This window comes from Streptomyces sp. NPDC002867 (assembly GCF_053591895.1).
This window is the reverse complement of record NZ_JBSFUR010000015.1, coordinates 95,831-110,251: the sequence shown is the minus strand read 5'-3', so window position 1 is coordinate 110,251 and position 14,421 is coordinate 95,831. Positions and strand designations below refer to the sequence as shown.

Annotated in this window: 12 protein-coding genes; 8 read left to right on the top strand and 4 right to left on the bottom strand. The window is 72.0% G+C overall.

The features are described from left to right. Positions 1–107 precede the first annotated feature (107 nt). Positions 108–695: a TetR/AcrR family transcriptional regulator gene (locus ACWD0A_RS17150; protein WP_451298829.1), complete on the top strand. Its 588-nt coding sequence runs from the start codon at positions 108–110 to the stop codon at positions 693–695. 65 nt (positions 696–760) lie between these two features. Here ACWD0A_RS17150 and ACWD0A_RS17145 read toward each other — a convergent pair whose 3' ends face one another. Together ACWD0A_RS17145 and ACWD0A_RS17140 are read right to left on the bottom strand one after the other, a co-directional pair. Then, the gene (locus tag ACWD0A_RS17145) at positions 761–1,714 is read right to left on the bottom strand and encodes a trypsin-like serine peptidase (RefSeq protein WP_451298827.1); all 954 of its coding nucleotides are present in this window, start codon (positions 1,712–1,714) and stop codon (positions 761–763) included. Between the two features lie 110 nt (positions 1,715–1,824). Next, on the bottom strand, positions 1,825–2,313 hold the full coding sequence (locus ACWD0A_RS17140; protein ID WP_451298825.1) for a GNAT family N-acetyltransferase: 489 nt from the start codon (positions 2,311–2,313) through the stop codon (positions 1,825–1,827). An 86-nt stretch (positions 2,314–2,399) separates the two neighbouring features. Between ACWD0A_RS17140 and ACWD0A_RS17135 the strand changes: the two genes are divergently transcribed. Further along, on the top strand, positions 2,400–3,197 hold the full coding sequence (locus tag ACWD0A_RS17135; protein WP_451298823.1) for an exodeoxyribonuclease III: 798 nt from the start codon (positions 2,400–2,402) through the stop codon (positions 3,195–3,197). Here the strand turns inward: ACWD0A_RS17135 and ACWD0A_RS17130 are convergent. Continuing rightward, positions 3,185–3,895: a MerR family transcriptional regulator gene (locus ACWD0A_RS17130; RefSeq protein WP_451298906.1), complete on the bottom strand. Its 711-nt coding sequence runs from the start codon at positions 3,893–3,895 to the stop codon at positions 3,185–3,187. The genes ACWD0A_RS17135 and ACWD0A_RS17130 overlap by 13 nt on opposite strands. Before the next feature lie 183 nt (positions 3,896–4,078). On the opposite strand from ACWD0A_RS17130, the gene ACWD0A_RS17125 reads away from it, so the two are divergent. The 4 genes from ACWD0A_RS17125 to ACWD0A_RS17110 all read left to right on the top strand — a co-directional run bounded on the left by ACWD0A_RS17125 (position 4,079) and on the right by ACWD0A_RS17110 (position 7,795). Then, positions 4,079–5,647 carry a flavin-containing monooxygenase gene (locus tag ACWD0A_RS17125; protein WP_451298821.1) on the top strand — a complete coding sequence of 523 codons (1,569 nt, stop codon included), beginning with the start codon at positions 4,079–4,081 and terminating at the stop codon, positions 5,645–5,647. After that, the gene (locus ACWD0A_RS17120) at positions 5,644–6,561 is read left to right on the top strand and encodes an alpha/beta fold hydrolase (protein WP_451298819.1); all 918 of its coding nucleotides are present in this window, start codon (positions 5,644–5,646) and stop codon (positions 6,559–6,561) included. Before ACWD0A_RS17125 ends, ACWD0A_RS17120 begins: the two co-directional genes overlap by 4 nt. Next, the gene (locus tag ACWD0A_RS17115; protein WP_451298817.1) at positions 6,558–7,463 is read left to right on the top strand and encodes an SDR family oxidoreductase; all 906 of its coding nucleotides are present in this window, start codon (positions 6,558–6,560) and stop codon (positions 7,461–7,463) included. Before ACWD0A_RS17120 ends, ACWD0A_RS17115 begins: the two co-directional genes overlap by 4 nt. Positions 7,464–7,576: 113 nt before the next feature. Beyond that, positions 7,577–7,795: a hypothetical protein gene (locus ACWD0A_RS17110; protein ID WP_307715035.1), complete on the top strand. Its 219-nt coding sequence runs from the start codon at positions 7,577–7,579 to the stop codon at positions 7,793–7,795. 90 nt (positions 7,796–7,885) lie between these two features. Here the strand turns inward: ACWD0A_RS17110 and ACWD0A_RS17105 are convergent, their stop codons facing one another. After that, on the bottom strand, positions 7,886–11,218 hold the full coding sequence (locus ACWD0A_RS17105) for a S41 family peptidase (protein ID WP_451298815.1): 3,333 nt from the start codon (positions 11,216–11,218) through the stop codon (positions 7,886–7,888). A gap of 172 nt (positions 11,219–11,390) precedes the next feature. Between ACWD0A_RS17105 and ACWD0A_RS17100 the strand changes: the two genes are divergently transcribed. Continuing rightward, positions 11,391–11,963, top strand: coding sequence for a TetR/AcrR family transcriptional regulator (locus tag ACWD0A_RS17100; protein ID WP_451298813.1), 573 nt, complete (start codon positions 11,391–11,393; stop codon positions 11,961–11,963). A 136-nt stretch (positions 11,964–12,099) separates the two neighbouring features. Then, entirely contained in the window at positions 12,100–14,265 is a 2,166-nt protein-coding gene (locus tag ACWD0A_RS17095) for an MMPL family transporter (protein WP_451298811.1), read from the top strand. Positions 14,266–14,421: the final 156 nt, after the last annotated feature.

The window sequence follows — 14,421 nt, the reverse complement described above, 5'->3', positions numbered from 1 at the left end:
GTTCCCGTCCACTGGAAGCCCGTCGCTTCTACAGATGTAGAAGAAGGGTACTACGAGCTACTACAGCCGTAGAAAGAGGCGGGGCGGAACCGGTGTACAAAGGGGTCATGAACCCCGATCGCCGTACCGTCCTCGCGGACGCAGCCGTCGCCGTCCTCGCCGAAGGGGGGATGCGGGCGCTGACCCACCGCGCCGTCGACGGGGCTGCGGGGTTGCCGGCGGGCACCACCTCCGCCTATCTGCGCACCCGCAACGCGCTGCTGACGGCGGTCGTGCGGCGGATCGTGGAGCTGGACCAGGCCGAACTGGAGGCCGCGGGCGCCACCGCGGCCACGCCCCGGGATCCGGGCGAACTGACCTCCGCGATCGCCGCCTTCACGCGGCAGCGGCTCGGGCCTGGCAGGCAGCGCTCCCTCGCGCGGTACGCATGCGCCGTCGAGAGCGTCCATCACCCCGAGCTGCGTGAGATCCTCGCGCCCCGGAGGAACGCCGCGCGCGATGTCGTGCAGGACTTCCTCGTCGCGCACGGTGTGCCGCCCGAGGAAGCGGGGCGCAGGACGATCACGCTGCTGGCCTGCGTGGACGGACTGGTCTTCGACCGGCTCGTAAACAGCGACCAGGAGGGGGGACTGGACCGGGAGGTCGGGGACCTGCTCGCGGTGGCGCTGGGGCGCACGGCCGCCGGAGGGTCGTGAGCCGGGAGGCTGCCGGGCCCCGCGCGGCCGGACCGTGAGCCGGTCCGGCCGCGCGGGGCAGGGGCTCAGGAGACCTGTGCCTTGTCGTAGACCGCCTTGGCCTCGTTGCCGAAGTACGGGCCGAACATCCGGTTGGGCAGGAAGGTGTACCCGAAGCTGTTCACCGAGACCTGCAGGCCGGTGCCGGCCGCCTCGCTGAACGAGGTGAACCACGGACCGCCGCTGGAGCCTCCGGTCATGTTGCAGCCCAGGCTGTGGTCCTGCGAGAAGAGGAAGTCCTTCGAGCTGTTGCCGCTGCAGTGGATCAGCTTGCTGCCGTCGTACGGGGCGGCGGCGGGGAAGCCGAAGGCGTACATCGCCTTGTTGTAGCCGCCGTTGAACTGCAGGCCCTGGGCGCCGACAGTCTGCGCGAGAGTCCTGCCGTTCAGCGGGGCGACGACGGCCGCGCCGACGTCGTAGTTGATGTCCTCGCTCGCCGCCCACTGGTCGGTCGCCAGGGTCTTCGTCGCGCTCCACTGACCGTACGGGGCCTGGCCGTTGTTGTACGCGGGGACGAAGACCCAGTTGGTGTGCCAGGAGCCCTGGTACTTCACGCAGTGGCCGGCGGTGATGACCGTGCTGCCGTTCTGGCTGGTGACCGAGTTGCCGGAACAGGACGCCGTACGGCCCTGGAAGGTGAAGAACACCCGGCCCGACGTCTTCACGACGGCTCCGCCGCCGGTCCAGGGACCACCGGGCTGCGGGAACGCGGTCGGCGCGATCACCGTCTTCTCGCCGCCGGGCTCGGGGGCCCTGAGCGAGCCGGGGACGGTGCGGATCAGGTCGAGCGGGGTGGCGGCGCGCATGCGCTCGGCGGTCCAGAAGCCGGTCGGCGCCTGCTTCGGGGCGAAGGACGCCGGGGTGGAGGTGGAGGGAGGAGAGGGAACGGGGGCCGCGGCGGCGGAGGCGGCCGACAGGGCCCCGGCGAACAGGGCCGTGACGGCCAGCACGGTGCCGGCGATGGTGCGATGGCGTCTCACGCAGGTCTCCTTCTGCCATGCCCGCCCGGTGGCGCACGAGGGCGGGGTGGGGGACGAGGCGGTGCGGAAGGACGTGCGTGAGGCAGGGTGCCACGAAAGACGCGGTTATGTCAGGAGCGCGTCAAGGGTTTGGCCATGCACAGGCTGCTCTCGTAGCAGCGGTAGTGGCCGAATTTCGCGCAGGGTTCGTAGCCGCTGGACCGGTAGAGCGCTATCGCCTCGGGCTGCATGTCGCCGGTCTCCAGGACCATCCGGATCCGGCCGGCGGCGCGGGCGTCCTCTTCCAGGGCTGCGAGGATGCGGCGGGCGAGGCCGAGCCCGCGGGCCTCGGGGACCACGTACATGCGCTTCAGCTCGGCATCGCCGTCCGAGTATCCCGTCGGGTTCTCGTCCTGGGTCCGCCAGCCACCGGTGGCCACGGGGCGCTCGTCGACGTCGTACGCGATGAGATACAGGCCACTCGGCCGCTCGAACATCGAGGCGTCGAGGGGGGTGGCGTCGCCCTCCCCGTCTCCGTAGCGCTCGACGTACTCGAGCTGCACCTGGTCGTTGAGTTTGACGGCGTCGGGGTGGTCGAACGCCATGGCTCTGAGCTGCATGCGGAAAAGCGTACGGGGATGCGCACCGGAGCGGGTGCGGCGGGATCGGTGCCGGTCCGCCGGCCGGGGGTCGGTAGGCTGCCGGAATGCTCACCGTGACCTCCGTGAACGTGAATGGACTGCGCGCCGCCGCGAAGAAGGGCTTCGGCCCGTGGCTGGCGGGCTCCTCCGCCGACGTGGTCTGCCTCCAGGAGGTACGCGCAGAGGCCGACCAGCTGCCGGCCGAGGTGCGCAGCCCCGAGGGGTGGTTCACGGTGCACGCCCCGGCTGCCGCGAAGGGACGCGCGGGAGTCGCCCTGTACACGCGGCGCGAGCCGGACGGGGTGCGGATCGGCTTCGGGTCGAGCGAGTTCGACGGCGCCGGGCGGTACGTGGAGGCCGACCTCCCCGGCGTCACCGTCGCGAGCCTGTACCTGCCCTCCGGTGAGGTGGGCACGGAGCGGCAGGACGAGAAGACGCGGTTCATGGACGAGTTCCTGCCGTACCTGAAGGAGCTGCGGGAACGGGCGGCCGCGGACGGCCGCGAGGTCGTGGTCTGCGGCGACTGGAACATCGCCCACCAGGAGGCCGACCTCAGGAACTGGAAGGGCAACCGGAAGAACTCGGGCTTCCTCCCCGAGGAGCGCGACTGGCTCACCCGGGTGTACGAGGAGGCCGGTTACGTGGACGTGGTGCGCGCCCTGCACCCCGGCCAGGAGGGCCCCTACTCGTGGTGGTCCTACCGCGGGCGGGCCTTCGACAACGACACGGGCTGGCGCATCGACCTCCAGGTGGCGACGCCCGGTCTCGCGCAGCGGGCCGTGAAGGCGTGGGTGGAGCGGGCCGCGACGCACGGCGAGCGCTGGAGCGACCACGCGCCGGTGAGCGCCGTCTACGAACTCTGAGCGGCGTCCGGGCGGCCGGGATCGTCGTCCGGGCTGCCGGCCGGGGCCGGGTGCTCGCGGCTCTCGTGCTCCTCGCCCGGTGACGGCGTGCGCAGGCGCCGGTCCATCGCCATCGACAGCTCCGCGTCGACCACACTCTTGGCCAGCGGGCGCAGGCGCTCCAGCTCGGACTCCGCGCTGTGGGCCGTGAGCATGTCGATGAACAGTTCCGCCAGCGCCTCCGCGTGCGCGCGGACCCGGCGGCCCGTCTCCAGGACCGCCGCGAGCGGCACGCCCTCCCGCACCAGCTCGGCCGAGACGTCCAGGAGCCTGCGGCTGATGTGGACGATCTCGTCGCCGTCGGTCGCCAGGTAGCCCAGCTCCAGCGCCTTGGCGAAGTTCTCCGGGGTGACCTCGCCCTCGAAGTAGTCGGCGAGGGCCTCCGGGGTGAGCCGGACCGGTGTCTCCTCGGTGGGTTCGCCCAGGCCGAGGACCTCGCCGACGTCCCGGCCGCTCTCGAACGCGGTCGCGAGGTCCGCGATGCCGTTGAGCGTGTGGCCGCGCTCCAGCAGGGCGGCGATCGTCCGCAGCCTGGCCAGGTGGTGTTCGTCGTACCAGGCGATGCGGCCCTCGCGGCGAGGCGGCTGTATCAGGCCGCGCTCGCGGTAGAAGCGCAGGGTGCGCACTGTGATGCCGGCCTCCTTGGCCAATTCCTCCATGCGGTACTCGCGCGCCTCAGTCACAGCAGAAGCCTATGTTGTACCGCCAGTAACTTGTGGGCCCCGACCCCTACCGCTCGGTATGCCGCTGCTCTACCCTCCCAACCATGCCAGTGATTGCTGGCAGTTTCTTTGCGGTACGGCGATCCGGGACGTTCAGCGGTTTCAGCGGGAGGCAGCGGCATGACCGAGCAGCACGAGCACGTACGAGTGGCGGTGATCGGATCCGGATTCGGTGGCCTCGGCGCCGCGGTCCGGCTGCGCCGCGAAGGCATCACCGACTTCGTCGTCCTGGAGCGCGCGGACTCGGTCGGCGGCACCTGGCGGGACAACGACTACCCGGGCTGTGCCTGCGACGTGCCCTCCCACCTCTACTCGTTCTCCTTCGCGCCCAACCCCGACTGGCCGCGCACCTTCTCCGGGCAGGAGCACATCCGCGCCTACCTGGAGCACGTCGCCGACACCTTCCGGCTCCGTTCTCATCTGCGCCTCGAGCACGAGGTGCTGATGATGCGCTGGGACAGCGACGCCCTCCGGTGGGACATCGAGACCTCGCGGGGCCGGTTCACGGCGGACGTCGTCGTCTCCGCCAGCGGGCCGCTGTCCGACCCGAGGACGCCCGACATCCCCGGCCTGGACAGCTTCCCGGGCAAGGTCTTCCACTCGGCCCGCTGGGACCACGACTACGACCTCACGGGCAAGCGCGTGGCCATGATCGGGACCGGGGCGTCGGCGATCCAGATCGTGCCCGCGATCCAGCCCGAGGTGGGCCGGCTGACCGTGTTCCAGCGCACGCCCCCGTGGGTCATGCCGCGCATCGACCGCAGGATCTCCGGGGCCGAGCGCTGGCTGCACCGTCAGCTGCCGTTCACCGGGACCGCGCGGCGCGGTCTGCTCTGGGGCATCCGGGAGCTCCAGGTCCAGGCGTTCACCAAGCGGCCGGGCGAGCTCGGGATCGTGGAGCGGCTGGCCAAGGCCAACATGGCCAAGGCGATCAAGGACCCGGCGCTGCGCGCCAAGCTGACGCCCTCGTACCGCATCGGCTGCAAGCGCATCCTGCTCTCCAGCACGTACTACCCGGCACTCGCGCAGCCCAATGTGGACGTCGTCGCGTCCGGGCTGACCGAGGTGCGCGGCTCGACCGTGGTCGCCGCTGGGGGCACCTCCCAGGCCGGGGGCTCTGGGGGAGGAACGGAGACCGAGGTCGACGCGATCATCTTCGGCACCGGGTTCCACGTCACCGACATGCCGATCGCCGAACGCGTCGTCGGCGCCGAGGGGATCACGCTGGCGGAGGCCTGGAAGGACGGCATGGAATCGCTGCGCGGCGCCTCCGCGGCGGGCTTCCCCAACTTCATGACGATCATCGGCCCGAACACCGGGCTCGGGAACTCCTCCATGATCCTCATGATCGAGTCGCAGCTGAACTACATGGCCGACTACCTGCGCCAGCTCACCCTGCTCGGCGAGGGCAGCGTCCTCGCCGCCCGGCCCTCCGCCGTGCACGCCTGGAACCGGCGCGTGCAGGAACGGATGAAGCGCACCGTCTGGAACACCGGCGGCTGCACCAGCTGGTACCTCGACGCCAACGGCCGCAACACCACCATCTGGCCGGGCACGACGACCGAGTTCCGCAGCGCGACGCGGCGGGTGGACCTCGCCGAGTACGAGGTGATCCGCGCCCGCAAGGTCCCGGCTCCCGCCGCTGCCGCGGACGCCCACGTCGCGACGGACGCGGAGGTCGTCGCATGAGCCGCCTGCTCCGCAGCACTCGGCGCACCGACGCGCCCCCCGTCGCCGACCGCGAACTGACCGCGCACTCCGCCGACGGCTCGCGCATCCACGTCGAGGTCCACGGCCGCGAGGACGCGCCGGCCGTGGTCCTCGCCCACGGCTGGACCTGCTCCACCCTCTTCTGGGCCGCCCAGATACGCGACCTCGCCGTGGACCACCGCGTCGTCGTCTACGACCAGCGCGGTCACGGCCGCACCCCGGCCGGGCCCGTCGGCACCGAGCGGCTCGCCGACGACCTGGAGGCCGTGCTCGCGGCGGCCCTCGCCCCGGGCGAGAGGGCCGTCGTCGCCGGACACTCCATGGGCGGCATGACGATCATGGCCGCGTCCCGGCGTCCCCGCTTCCGCGAGCACGCCGCCGCGGCGCTGCTGTGCAGCACCGGAGCCGCCCGGCTGACCGCCGAATCGCTGGTCGTGCCGATGCGGCCCGGTCCGCTGCGCACCCGGCTCACGACCCTGATCCTCGGTGCGCGCGCCCCGCTCGGGCCGGTCACGCCGGTGTCCCGGCACATCCTCAAGTACGCGACCATGGGCCCCGGTTCGTCGCCGGAGCGGGTCGACGCGTGTGCCCGCATCGTGCACGCCTGTCCGCGGACGGCCCGCGTGGCGTGGTCGCACGTGCTCGGCGAGCTCGACCTCGACGAGGGCGTAAGGGCGCTGACCGTGCCGACCGTCGTGGTGGCCGGCACGGTGGACCGGCTCACGCCGCTGGTGCACGCCAAGCGGCTCGCCCTCGACCTGCCGCACTGCGTCGGGCTGGTGGAACTCGCGGGCATGGGACACATGACACCGGTCGAGGCGCCCGAGGCGGTGACCGGGAAGATCCGCGAGCTGGCCGGCACGTACCTGACCACGAAGGAGGAGGCCGCATGAGCAGGAACAGCCTGGAAGGACAGGTCGCGGTCGTCACCGGCGCGGCGCGCGGCGTCGGAGAGCTGCTGGCCCGCAAGCTGTCGGCCCGCGGGGCGAAGGTCGCGCTCGTCGGCCTCGAACCGGACGAGCTGAAGCAGGTCGCGGCCCGCCTCCACACCGAGTGCGACCACTGGTACGCGGACGTCACCGACCACGAGTCCATGGCGCGGGTCGCGCAGGAGGTCAAGGAGCGCTTCGGCAAGGTCGACATCGTCGTCGCCAACGCCGGCGTGGCGGCGGGAGGTCCGTTTGTCGACTCCGACCCGGTGTCCTGGCGGCGCGTGATCGAGGTCAATCTGATCGGCAGCGCGGTGACGGGGCGGGCGTTCCTGCCCGTGCTGGTGGAGAGCCGCGGCTACTTCCTCCAGATCGCGTCGCTGGCGGCGATCACGCCGGCGCCGATGATGTCCGCGTACTGCGCGTCCAAGTCGGGCGTGGAGGCGTTCGCGCACTGCCTGCGTGCCGAGGTCGGCCACCGGGGCGTGAAGGTCGGCGTCGGCTACCTGTCCTGGACGGACACGGACATGGTGCGCGGCGCGGACCAGGACGACGTGATGCGCGACCTGCGCAAGCGGCTGCCGTGGCCGGCGAACCGCACGTATCCGCTCGGTCCGGCGGTGGACCGCATCGTGGCCGGGATCGAGCGCCGCTCGGCGCACGTGTACGCGCAGTGGTGGCTGCGGGGCATGCAGTCGGTGCGCGGCTACCTGCCCGCGGTCATCGGGACCGTCGGCCGGCGGGAGATGCGGCGGTTCGCGCCCCGGCTCGCCGACGTCTCGAAAGGCCTGGTGGGAGCGGGTGGAGCGGCGGACGAGTCGGCCCGCGCGGCGGGCGCTGTCACGCAGCAGGGGCGCCGCAGCTGATCGAAATGCGCGGTGTGTTCCTGCGTGCGAGGCTGGTCGGGGTCAGGGGGCGGCGGTCCCCTCGGGGGGTGTGCCCGCCCCCGACCTCCTCATCCTTCCGGGAGTGACGTCTCATGGGTATGTCGGACCAGTCCAAGGAAAAGGCGCAGGAGAGCGCCGATCGGGCGCAGCAGAAGGCGCAGGGCGGCGGCCGGGGCGAGCGGCCGTCGAAGCGCGTGGGCCAGGACCGTGACAGGGAACCGCAGCGGGGGACGGGGCCCGACGACGCACGGGACGCGCAGGAGGCGATGCAGGAGGCCCTGGACCGGTTCAACCAGGACTACGACGCCTGACACGCCGCGTACACAAGAAGGCGCACCCGCTCCTCGCGGGTGCGCCTTCTCCGTCTGCCGGGGGGCATTCGCCGTCTGCCGGGGCGGCGGTCACCGCTCCCGCGGAGGCAGCGGCGGGCGGCGCAGGCCGGGTGCCGACGAGTAGTCCGGCGGGAGCGCCGCGGGCGCGGACTTCAGCATGTCCAGGGCCAGTTGGACCGCGTCGTCCATGTCGGTGTGGCGGCCCTCGGCCCAGTCCAGCGGGGTGCGCAGCGAGTTGAGGTCCGGTTCGACACCGTGGTTCTCGATGGACCAGCCGTACGCGTCGAACCACGCGGCGTTCATCGGCACCGTGATCACCGTGCCGTCGCCGAGCCGGTGCCGGCCCGTCATGCCCACCACGCCGCCCCAGGTGCGGCTGCCCACCACCGGACCCAGGTTGAGGAGCTTGAACGCGGCGGTGATCATGTCGCCGTCCGACGACGTCGCCTCGTCGGCGATCGCGACGACCGGGCCGCGCGGCGCGTTCGAGGCGTACGAGACGGGCTCGGCGTTGCGGGTCAGATCCCAGCCCAGGATCTTGCGGGTGAGCTTCTCGACCACCAGCTCGCTGATGTGGCCGCCCGCGTTGCCGCGCACGTCCACGATGAGCGCCGGACGCGACACCTCCATGCGCAGGTCCCGGTTGAACTGCGCCCAGCCCGAGCCGCCCATGTCGGGGATGTGCAGGTAGCCGCACTTGCCGTCGCTCAGCTCGCGTACGACCTCCCGCCGTTTGGCCACCCAGTCCTGGTAGCGCAGCGGGCGTTCGTCGATCAGTGGAACGATCGCGACCCGGCGCGGATGCGCCTCGCCCTCCTCCGCGGCTTCCGCGGGCAGGAAGGTGAGTTCGACCGTGGTGCCGCCCGCCGCCGACAGCATCGGGTAGGGGCCCGCGACCGGGTCCACCGGCCGACCGTCGACGTGGGTGAGGACCGCGCCCTCGCGGATGCCCGTACCGGCCAGCGGCGAACGGGCCTTGGAGTCGGACGAGTCGCCGGGCAGGATGCGCTTGACCACCCATCTGCCGTCGCGGCACACCAGGTTGGCGCCGAGCAGTCCCATCGCCCGCTGGTAGTGCGGCGGCCCCTCGTTGCGCCGTGCCGGGGTGACATAGGCGTGGGAGGTGCCCAGTTCGCCCAGCACCTCGCGGAGCAGGTCGGCGAACTCGTCGGGGGACGCGACCCGTTCGACCAGGGGGCGGTACTGATCGAGGACCGCGTCCCAGTCGATGCCGCACATGTCCGGCTCCCAGAAGTAGTCCCGGATCAGCCGGCCCGCCTCGCCGTACGCCTGGCGCCACTCGGACGCCGGGTCCGCCTCGTGCAGGATGCGGCGCATGTCGAGATAGACCGTCGAGTCTCCGTCGCCGGTCTCCGTCGCGGGTAGGGCCCGCAGCTCGCCCTCGTCGACGACCACCAGCCGGCTGCCGTCGCCGCTGACCGCGAACCAGTCGAGGTGGTCGACCAGTTCCGTCCTGCGCGCCTTGGACAGGTCGAAGTGCTCCAGCGTCGGACGCCCCGACACGTCGGCCGGGTTGGCGAACGTCTCGCCCAGCGCGCCGGAGATGGGCCAGCGCAGCCACACCAGGCCGCCGCCGCTCACCGGATGCAGCGCCGAGTACTTGGAGGCCGTGACCGGGAACGGCACGACCCGGTTCTCCAGGCCCTCGACCTCGACCATCGCCGTGTGGTCGCCGGAGTCCTCCAGCGGGTCGAGCCCGCCCGCGGCCGGCCGCCCCTCCGGTGTGAGCGCGAAGGGCGAGGGGGTCGCCGACGACAGCGGCACCAGGTAGGGGCGGCAGCCCAGCGGGAACGACAGGTCGCCGGTGTGCACGTCGTACACCGGGTCGAAGCCGCGCCAGGACAGGAAGGCGAGGTAGCGGCCGTCGCGCGTGAAGACCGGGTTCTCGTCCTCGAAGCGGCCGTTGGTGACGTCGACGATCGTGCGGGCCCCGGGTTCGGCGATGCGCGCCATCCTGATCTGGCGCAGCGAGCGGCCGATGCCGGGCTGCGACCAGGTCAGCCAGCCGCCGTCCGGCGAGAACGCCAGGTCCCGCACCGGCCCGTTGTCGGACCTGACCAGTTCGGTGACCTCACCCGTGCCCTCCTCCGACGCGTCGACCAGCAGCAGCCGGCCGTCGTGCGAGGCGACCGCGATCCGCTCCCCGTCCGGGTCCGGCGCCATCTCCAGCACACGCCCCAGCTCGCCCTGCGCCAGCCGCCGCGGCTCGCGGTCGCCGCTCGCGCGCGGCAGGTACGCGATCTCGATGGCGTCGTCGCCTTCCGCGTCGGTGACGTACGCGACCTGGCCGTTGCCGAGCATTGCCGGAATCCGCACCCGTACGCCCGGGGTGTCCACGATCGTGCGGGCGGGGCCGTCGCGGTGCGTGAGCCAGTACAGGCTGCCGCGGACGCCCACCGCGCTCGCCCGGCCGGTCTCGTCGACGGACAGGCCGTCCACGTTGCCCGCGGCCGGGACCTGGTACGTGCGCCGGCCGGCGCGCTGGCCCCCGAGCCGTACCTCCAGCTTGCGGGGGGCGGAGTCCGGGGCGAGCGCGTCGACGATCCACAGGTCGCCGGCGCACTGGTAGACGATCCTGCGGCCGTCGCTGGAGGCGTGCCGGGCGTAGAACGCGTCGTGGTCGGTGTGGCGCTGCAGACCGGTCCCGTCGGGCAGGCACGAGTACAGGTTCCCGACGCCCTCGTGGTCCGAGAGGAACGCGATCCGGCCGCCCTCATCCGGCGACCACCGGTCGGCTCCCGGCCCGCGGATGAACATCGGGCAGTCGAGGTGTCCGTCCAGGTCGGGGAGCAGCCGTTTGCCGTGGAGCCACAGCCGGCCCGTCGCCCCGCCCCGGTACCGCTTCCAGGCGGCGGGCTCGTGCGGGGGCTTGCCGGTGAGCAGCAGGGTGCGCCGCTCGCAGCCGGCGCCGCCGGCGTGGGAGGGCCCGTCGGCCACGTCCGTGACGGCGATGTCGGCGACCGGGCCCCAGGGCAGGCGTCCGCCGGGCGCGCCGTCGGTCGGGACGCTGTAGGCCCAGGAGAAGTACGAGAAGGGCTGGCCGTGCGAGGACACGGCGAGGATCTGGCCGTCGGGCGTCCAGCCGCAGACCCGGGTGTCGGTCGAGCCCCAGTAGCTGAGCCGTCGTGCGGGGCCGCCGTCGACCGGCGCGAGATGGATCTCCGGATCGAGACTGCGCCAGTTCGTGTACGCGATGTGGCTGCCGTCGGGGGAGAAGCGGGGATGGCCGACTCTGGTCCGGTCGACGGTCAGCCGCCAGGCGCGGCCCGGCCGTTGATCCTCCGGGACGAGGGGCGCGACCCACAGGTCGTCCTCGGCCGCGAAGCACAGCAAGTCGTCGTGCAGGTGCGGGAAGCGGAGATACGCGGCGTCGTCACTCACCCCACCCATGCTTTCCGCGCCCGGGGGGCGCGGCAACTCGTGGAGCCGGACGATCGCGGTCCGGCGGGCGTGACCCAGCCCACAAGCGAAACGGTTTCGTTTCGTTCGACGGCTGGGGTACCTTCGATGTGTACGAAACAGTTTCGTTCGGCAGCGATCGGGGGAGGCCGACATGACGCGCAGCCGGCTCACCCCCGAGCGCGAGGCAGAGCTGTACGAAGCGGTGCTCGACCTGTTGCGCGAGGTCGGCTACGACGCCCTGACCATGGACGCCGTGGCCGGACGCACGCGGTCCAGCAAGGCCACGCTCTACCGCCAGTGGCGGAGCAAGCCCGAGCTGGTCGCCAGGGCGCTGAGGCACAGCAAGCCGGTGCACGTCGGCGACATCGACACCGGCACGCTGCGCGGCGACTTCCACGCGATGCTGGCCCGCACCGACGACTGCCGTATGGAGAAGGACTCCGCGCTGATGCGGGGTCTGGCCCAGGCGGTCCACTCCCACCCCGATCTGCACGAGGCCCTGCGCGAGCTGCTCATCGAGCCGGAGATCACCGGACTCGACGTGCTGCTGCGGCGGGCCGTGGACCGGGGCGAGATCAGGGCGGACAACCTCGCCCTGGGATATGTCCCGCACATGTTCCTCGGCGCTGTCGTCGCCCGGCAGCTCATCGAGGACCGTGCACCCGACCGGGCCTTCCTCACCGACTACCTCGACGCCGTGGTCTTCCCCGCCCTCGGCGCCTGACACGGCGGAGCCCCACTCCGCCGGCCTCCCCGGATCACCTGCACGATCCGCTCACCCCGCACCACCTGACGCGCGCCGCTCTCGTCGTCGGGCCGGCTCCCCTGCCCTGTTCACCTCACACACGGGAGTAGCCCTCGTGGCCACGTTCCTCTACACACTCGGACGGACCGCCTTCCGGCGCCGCCGTCTCGTCGCCCTGCTGTGGGTGGCCCTGCTCGTGCTCGCGGGCGCCGGCGCGGCCTCCGCTCCGACCGCCACGTCCTCGTCCTTCTCGATCCCGGGCACGGAGGCCCAGAAGGCCTTCGACCTGCTGGAGGAGCGCTTCCCCGGCGGCAGCGCCGACGGCGCCACCGCCCGGGTCGTCTTCAAGGCGCCCGACGGCGGGAAGATGACCGACGCCGGCCCCAGGGGCGAGGTCGCGAAGGCGGTCTCCGAGCTGAAGTCCGGCTCCGACCAGGTCGCCTCGGTCACCGACCCGTACACCGCGCGCGCCGTGTCCAAGGACGGCTCGACCGCGTACGTCTCCGTCACCTACAAGGTCACCTCCATGGAGCTGACCGACGCCACGCGCGAGGCGCTGGAGGAGACCGGCACCGAGGCGCGCGAGGCCGGGCTGACGGTGGAGATCGGCGGCGACGCGCTCCAGACCATGCCGGAGCAGGGAGTCGGCGAGATCATCGGCGTGGTCATCGCCGGGATCGTGCTGGTCATCACCTTCGGATCGCTGGTCGCCGCCGGACTGCCGCTGCTCACCGCGATCATCGGCGTCGGCATCGGCATCTCCACGATCACCGCCCTGGCGAGCGTCCTCGACCTCGGCAGCACCACCTCGACGCTGGCGATGATGATCGGCCTCGCGGTCGGCATCGACTACGCGCTCTTCATCGTCTCCCGCTACCGCGCCGAGCTGGCCGAGGGCCGCGAGCACGAGGAGGCAGCCGGGCGCGCCGTCGGCACCGCGGGCTCCGCGGTCGTCTTCGCCGGTCTGACCGTGGTCATCGCCCTGGTCGGCCTCGCCGTCGTCAACATCCCGATGCTCAGCAAGATGGGCTTCGCCGCGGCGGGCACCGTCGTCATCGCCGTCCTCATCGCCCTCACGCTGATACCGGCGCTGCTCGGTTTCGCGGGCAAGCGGGTCCTCGGCCGCAAGGTCCGCAAGGGCAAGCCGGTCTCCGACAAGCCGAACGCGGGCACCCGCTGGGCGCGTTTCGTGATCCGCCGCCCGGTCGCCGTCCTGCTCGCCGGCGTCGTCGGCCTCGGTGCCGTGGCCGTGCCGGCCGCCTCGCTGGAGGTCGGGCTGCCCGACGACGGCTCGCAGCCGGTCAGCACCACGCAGCGCAAGGCGTACGACCTGCTGTCCGAGGGCTTCGGCCCCGGCTTCAACGGTCCGCTGATGGTCGTCGTCGACGGCGACAAGAGCGCCGCCGACCGCACGGTCGAGATCGTCAGGGGCCTCGAAGGCACCGCCGCCGTGACCCCGCCGACGTTCAACAAGACCGGTGACACCGCGGTGATCACCGTCGTCCCGAAGGACCGTCCGTCCTCGGTGGCCACCGAGGAACTGGTCCGGGAAATCCGCGACAAGAGCGGTGACGAGGTCCTGGTCACCGGCGCCACCGCGATGAACATCGACTTCTCGCAGAAGATGAACGACGCGCTGCTGCCCTACCTGGCGCTCGTCGTCGGCCTCGCGTTCCTGCTGCTGATGGTCGTCTTCCGGTCGGTGCTGGTGCCGCTCAAGGCCGCTCTCGGCTTCCTGCTCTCCGTCGTCGCGGCGCTCGGCGCGGTCGTGGCGGTCTTCCAGTGGGGCTGGCTGGGCTCGCTGTTCGGCGTCGAGCAGACCGGCCCGATCATGTCGATGATGCCGATCTTCATGATCGGCGTGGTCTTCGGTCTCGCGATGGACTACGAGGTCTTCCTGGTCACGCGCATGCGGGAGGCGTACGTCCACGGCGAGCGACCCGGCGAGGCCATCGTCACGGGCTTCCGGCACGGGGCCCGGGTGGTGACCGCGGCGGCCGTCATCATGATCGCGGTCTTCTCCGGCTTCATCGGCTCCAGCGAGCAGATGGTCAAGATGATCGGCTTCGGTCTCGCGATCGCGGTGTTCTTCGACGCCTTCGTGGTCCGTATGGCGATCGTGCCGGCGGTGCTGGCCCTGCTCGGGCACAAGGCCTGGTGGCTGCCGCGCGGGCTGGACCGGGTGCTGCCCAACGTGGACGTGGAGGGCGAGAAGCTCCACAAGGAGCTGGGTGACACGCCGGGCGATCCGGACGAGGACCGGGAACTGGTCCGCGTCTGATCCCCGAGTGCTCCGGGGGTCCGTGCGGCGGTGATGGGCACCGCACCGCAGGAGCGGCCCCCTGGGTGCGCGACGGCGCCGTGGGGACGGGAGCCGTCGTGACAGGTGGCCGTATCCGCCGGACCGGGCGGGTACGGCCACCTCGCGTCGCGCGGC

Bases quoted from the DNA above. Each gene is read 5' to 3' on its own strand.
- ACWD0A_RS17150 (WP_451298829.1), top strand. From the start codon at position 108: ATGAACCCCGATCGCCGTACCGTCCTCGCGGACGCAGCCGTCGCCGTC.
- ACWD0A_RS17140 (WP_451298825.1), bottom strand. From the start codon at position 2,313: ATGCAGCTCAGAGCCATGGCGTTCGACCACCCCGACGCCGTCAAACTC.
- ACWD0A_RS17135 (WP_451298823.1), top strand. From the start codon at position 2,400: ATGCTCACCGTGACCTCCGTGAACGTGAATGGACTGCGCGCCGCCGCG.
- ACWD0A_RS17130 (WP_451298906.1), bottom strand. From the start codon at position 3,895: ATGGAGGAATTGGCCAAGGAGGCCGGCATCACAGTGCGCACCCTGCGC.
- ACWD0A_RS17125 (WP_451298821.1), top strand. From the start codon at position 4,079: ATGACCGAGCAGCACGAGCACGTACGAGTGGCGGTGATCGGATCCGGA.
- ACWD0A_RS17120 (WP_451298819.1), top strand. From the start codon at position 5,644: ATGAGCCGCCTGCTCCGCAGCACTCGGCGCACCGACGCGCCCCCCGTC.
- ACWD0A_RS17115 (WP_451298817.1), top strand. From the start codon at position 6,558: ATGAGCAGGAACAGCCTGGAAGGACAGGTCGCGGTCGTCACCGGCGCG.
- ACWD0A_RS17110 (WP_307715035.1), top strand. From the start codon at position 7,577: ATGGGTATGTCGGACCAGTCCAAGGAAAAGGCGCAGGAGAGCGCCGAT.
- ACWD0A_RS17100 (WP_451298813.1), top strand. From the start codon at position 11,391: ATGACGCGCAGCCGGCTCACCCCCGAGCGCGAGGCAGAGCTGTACGAA.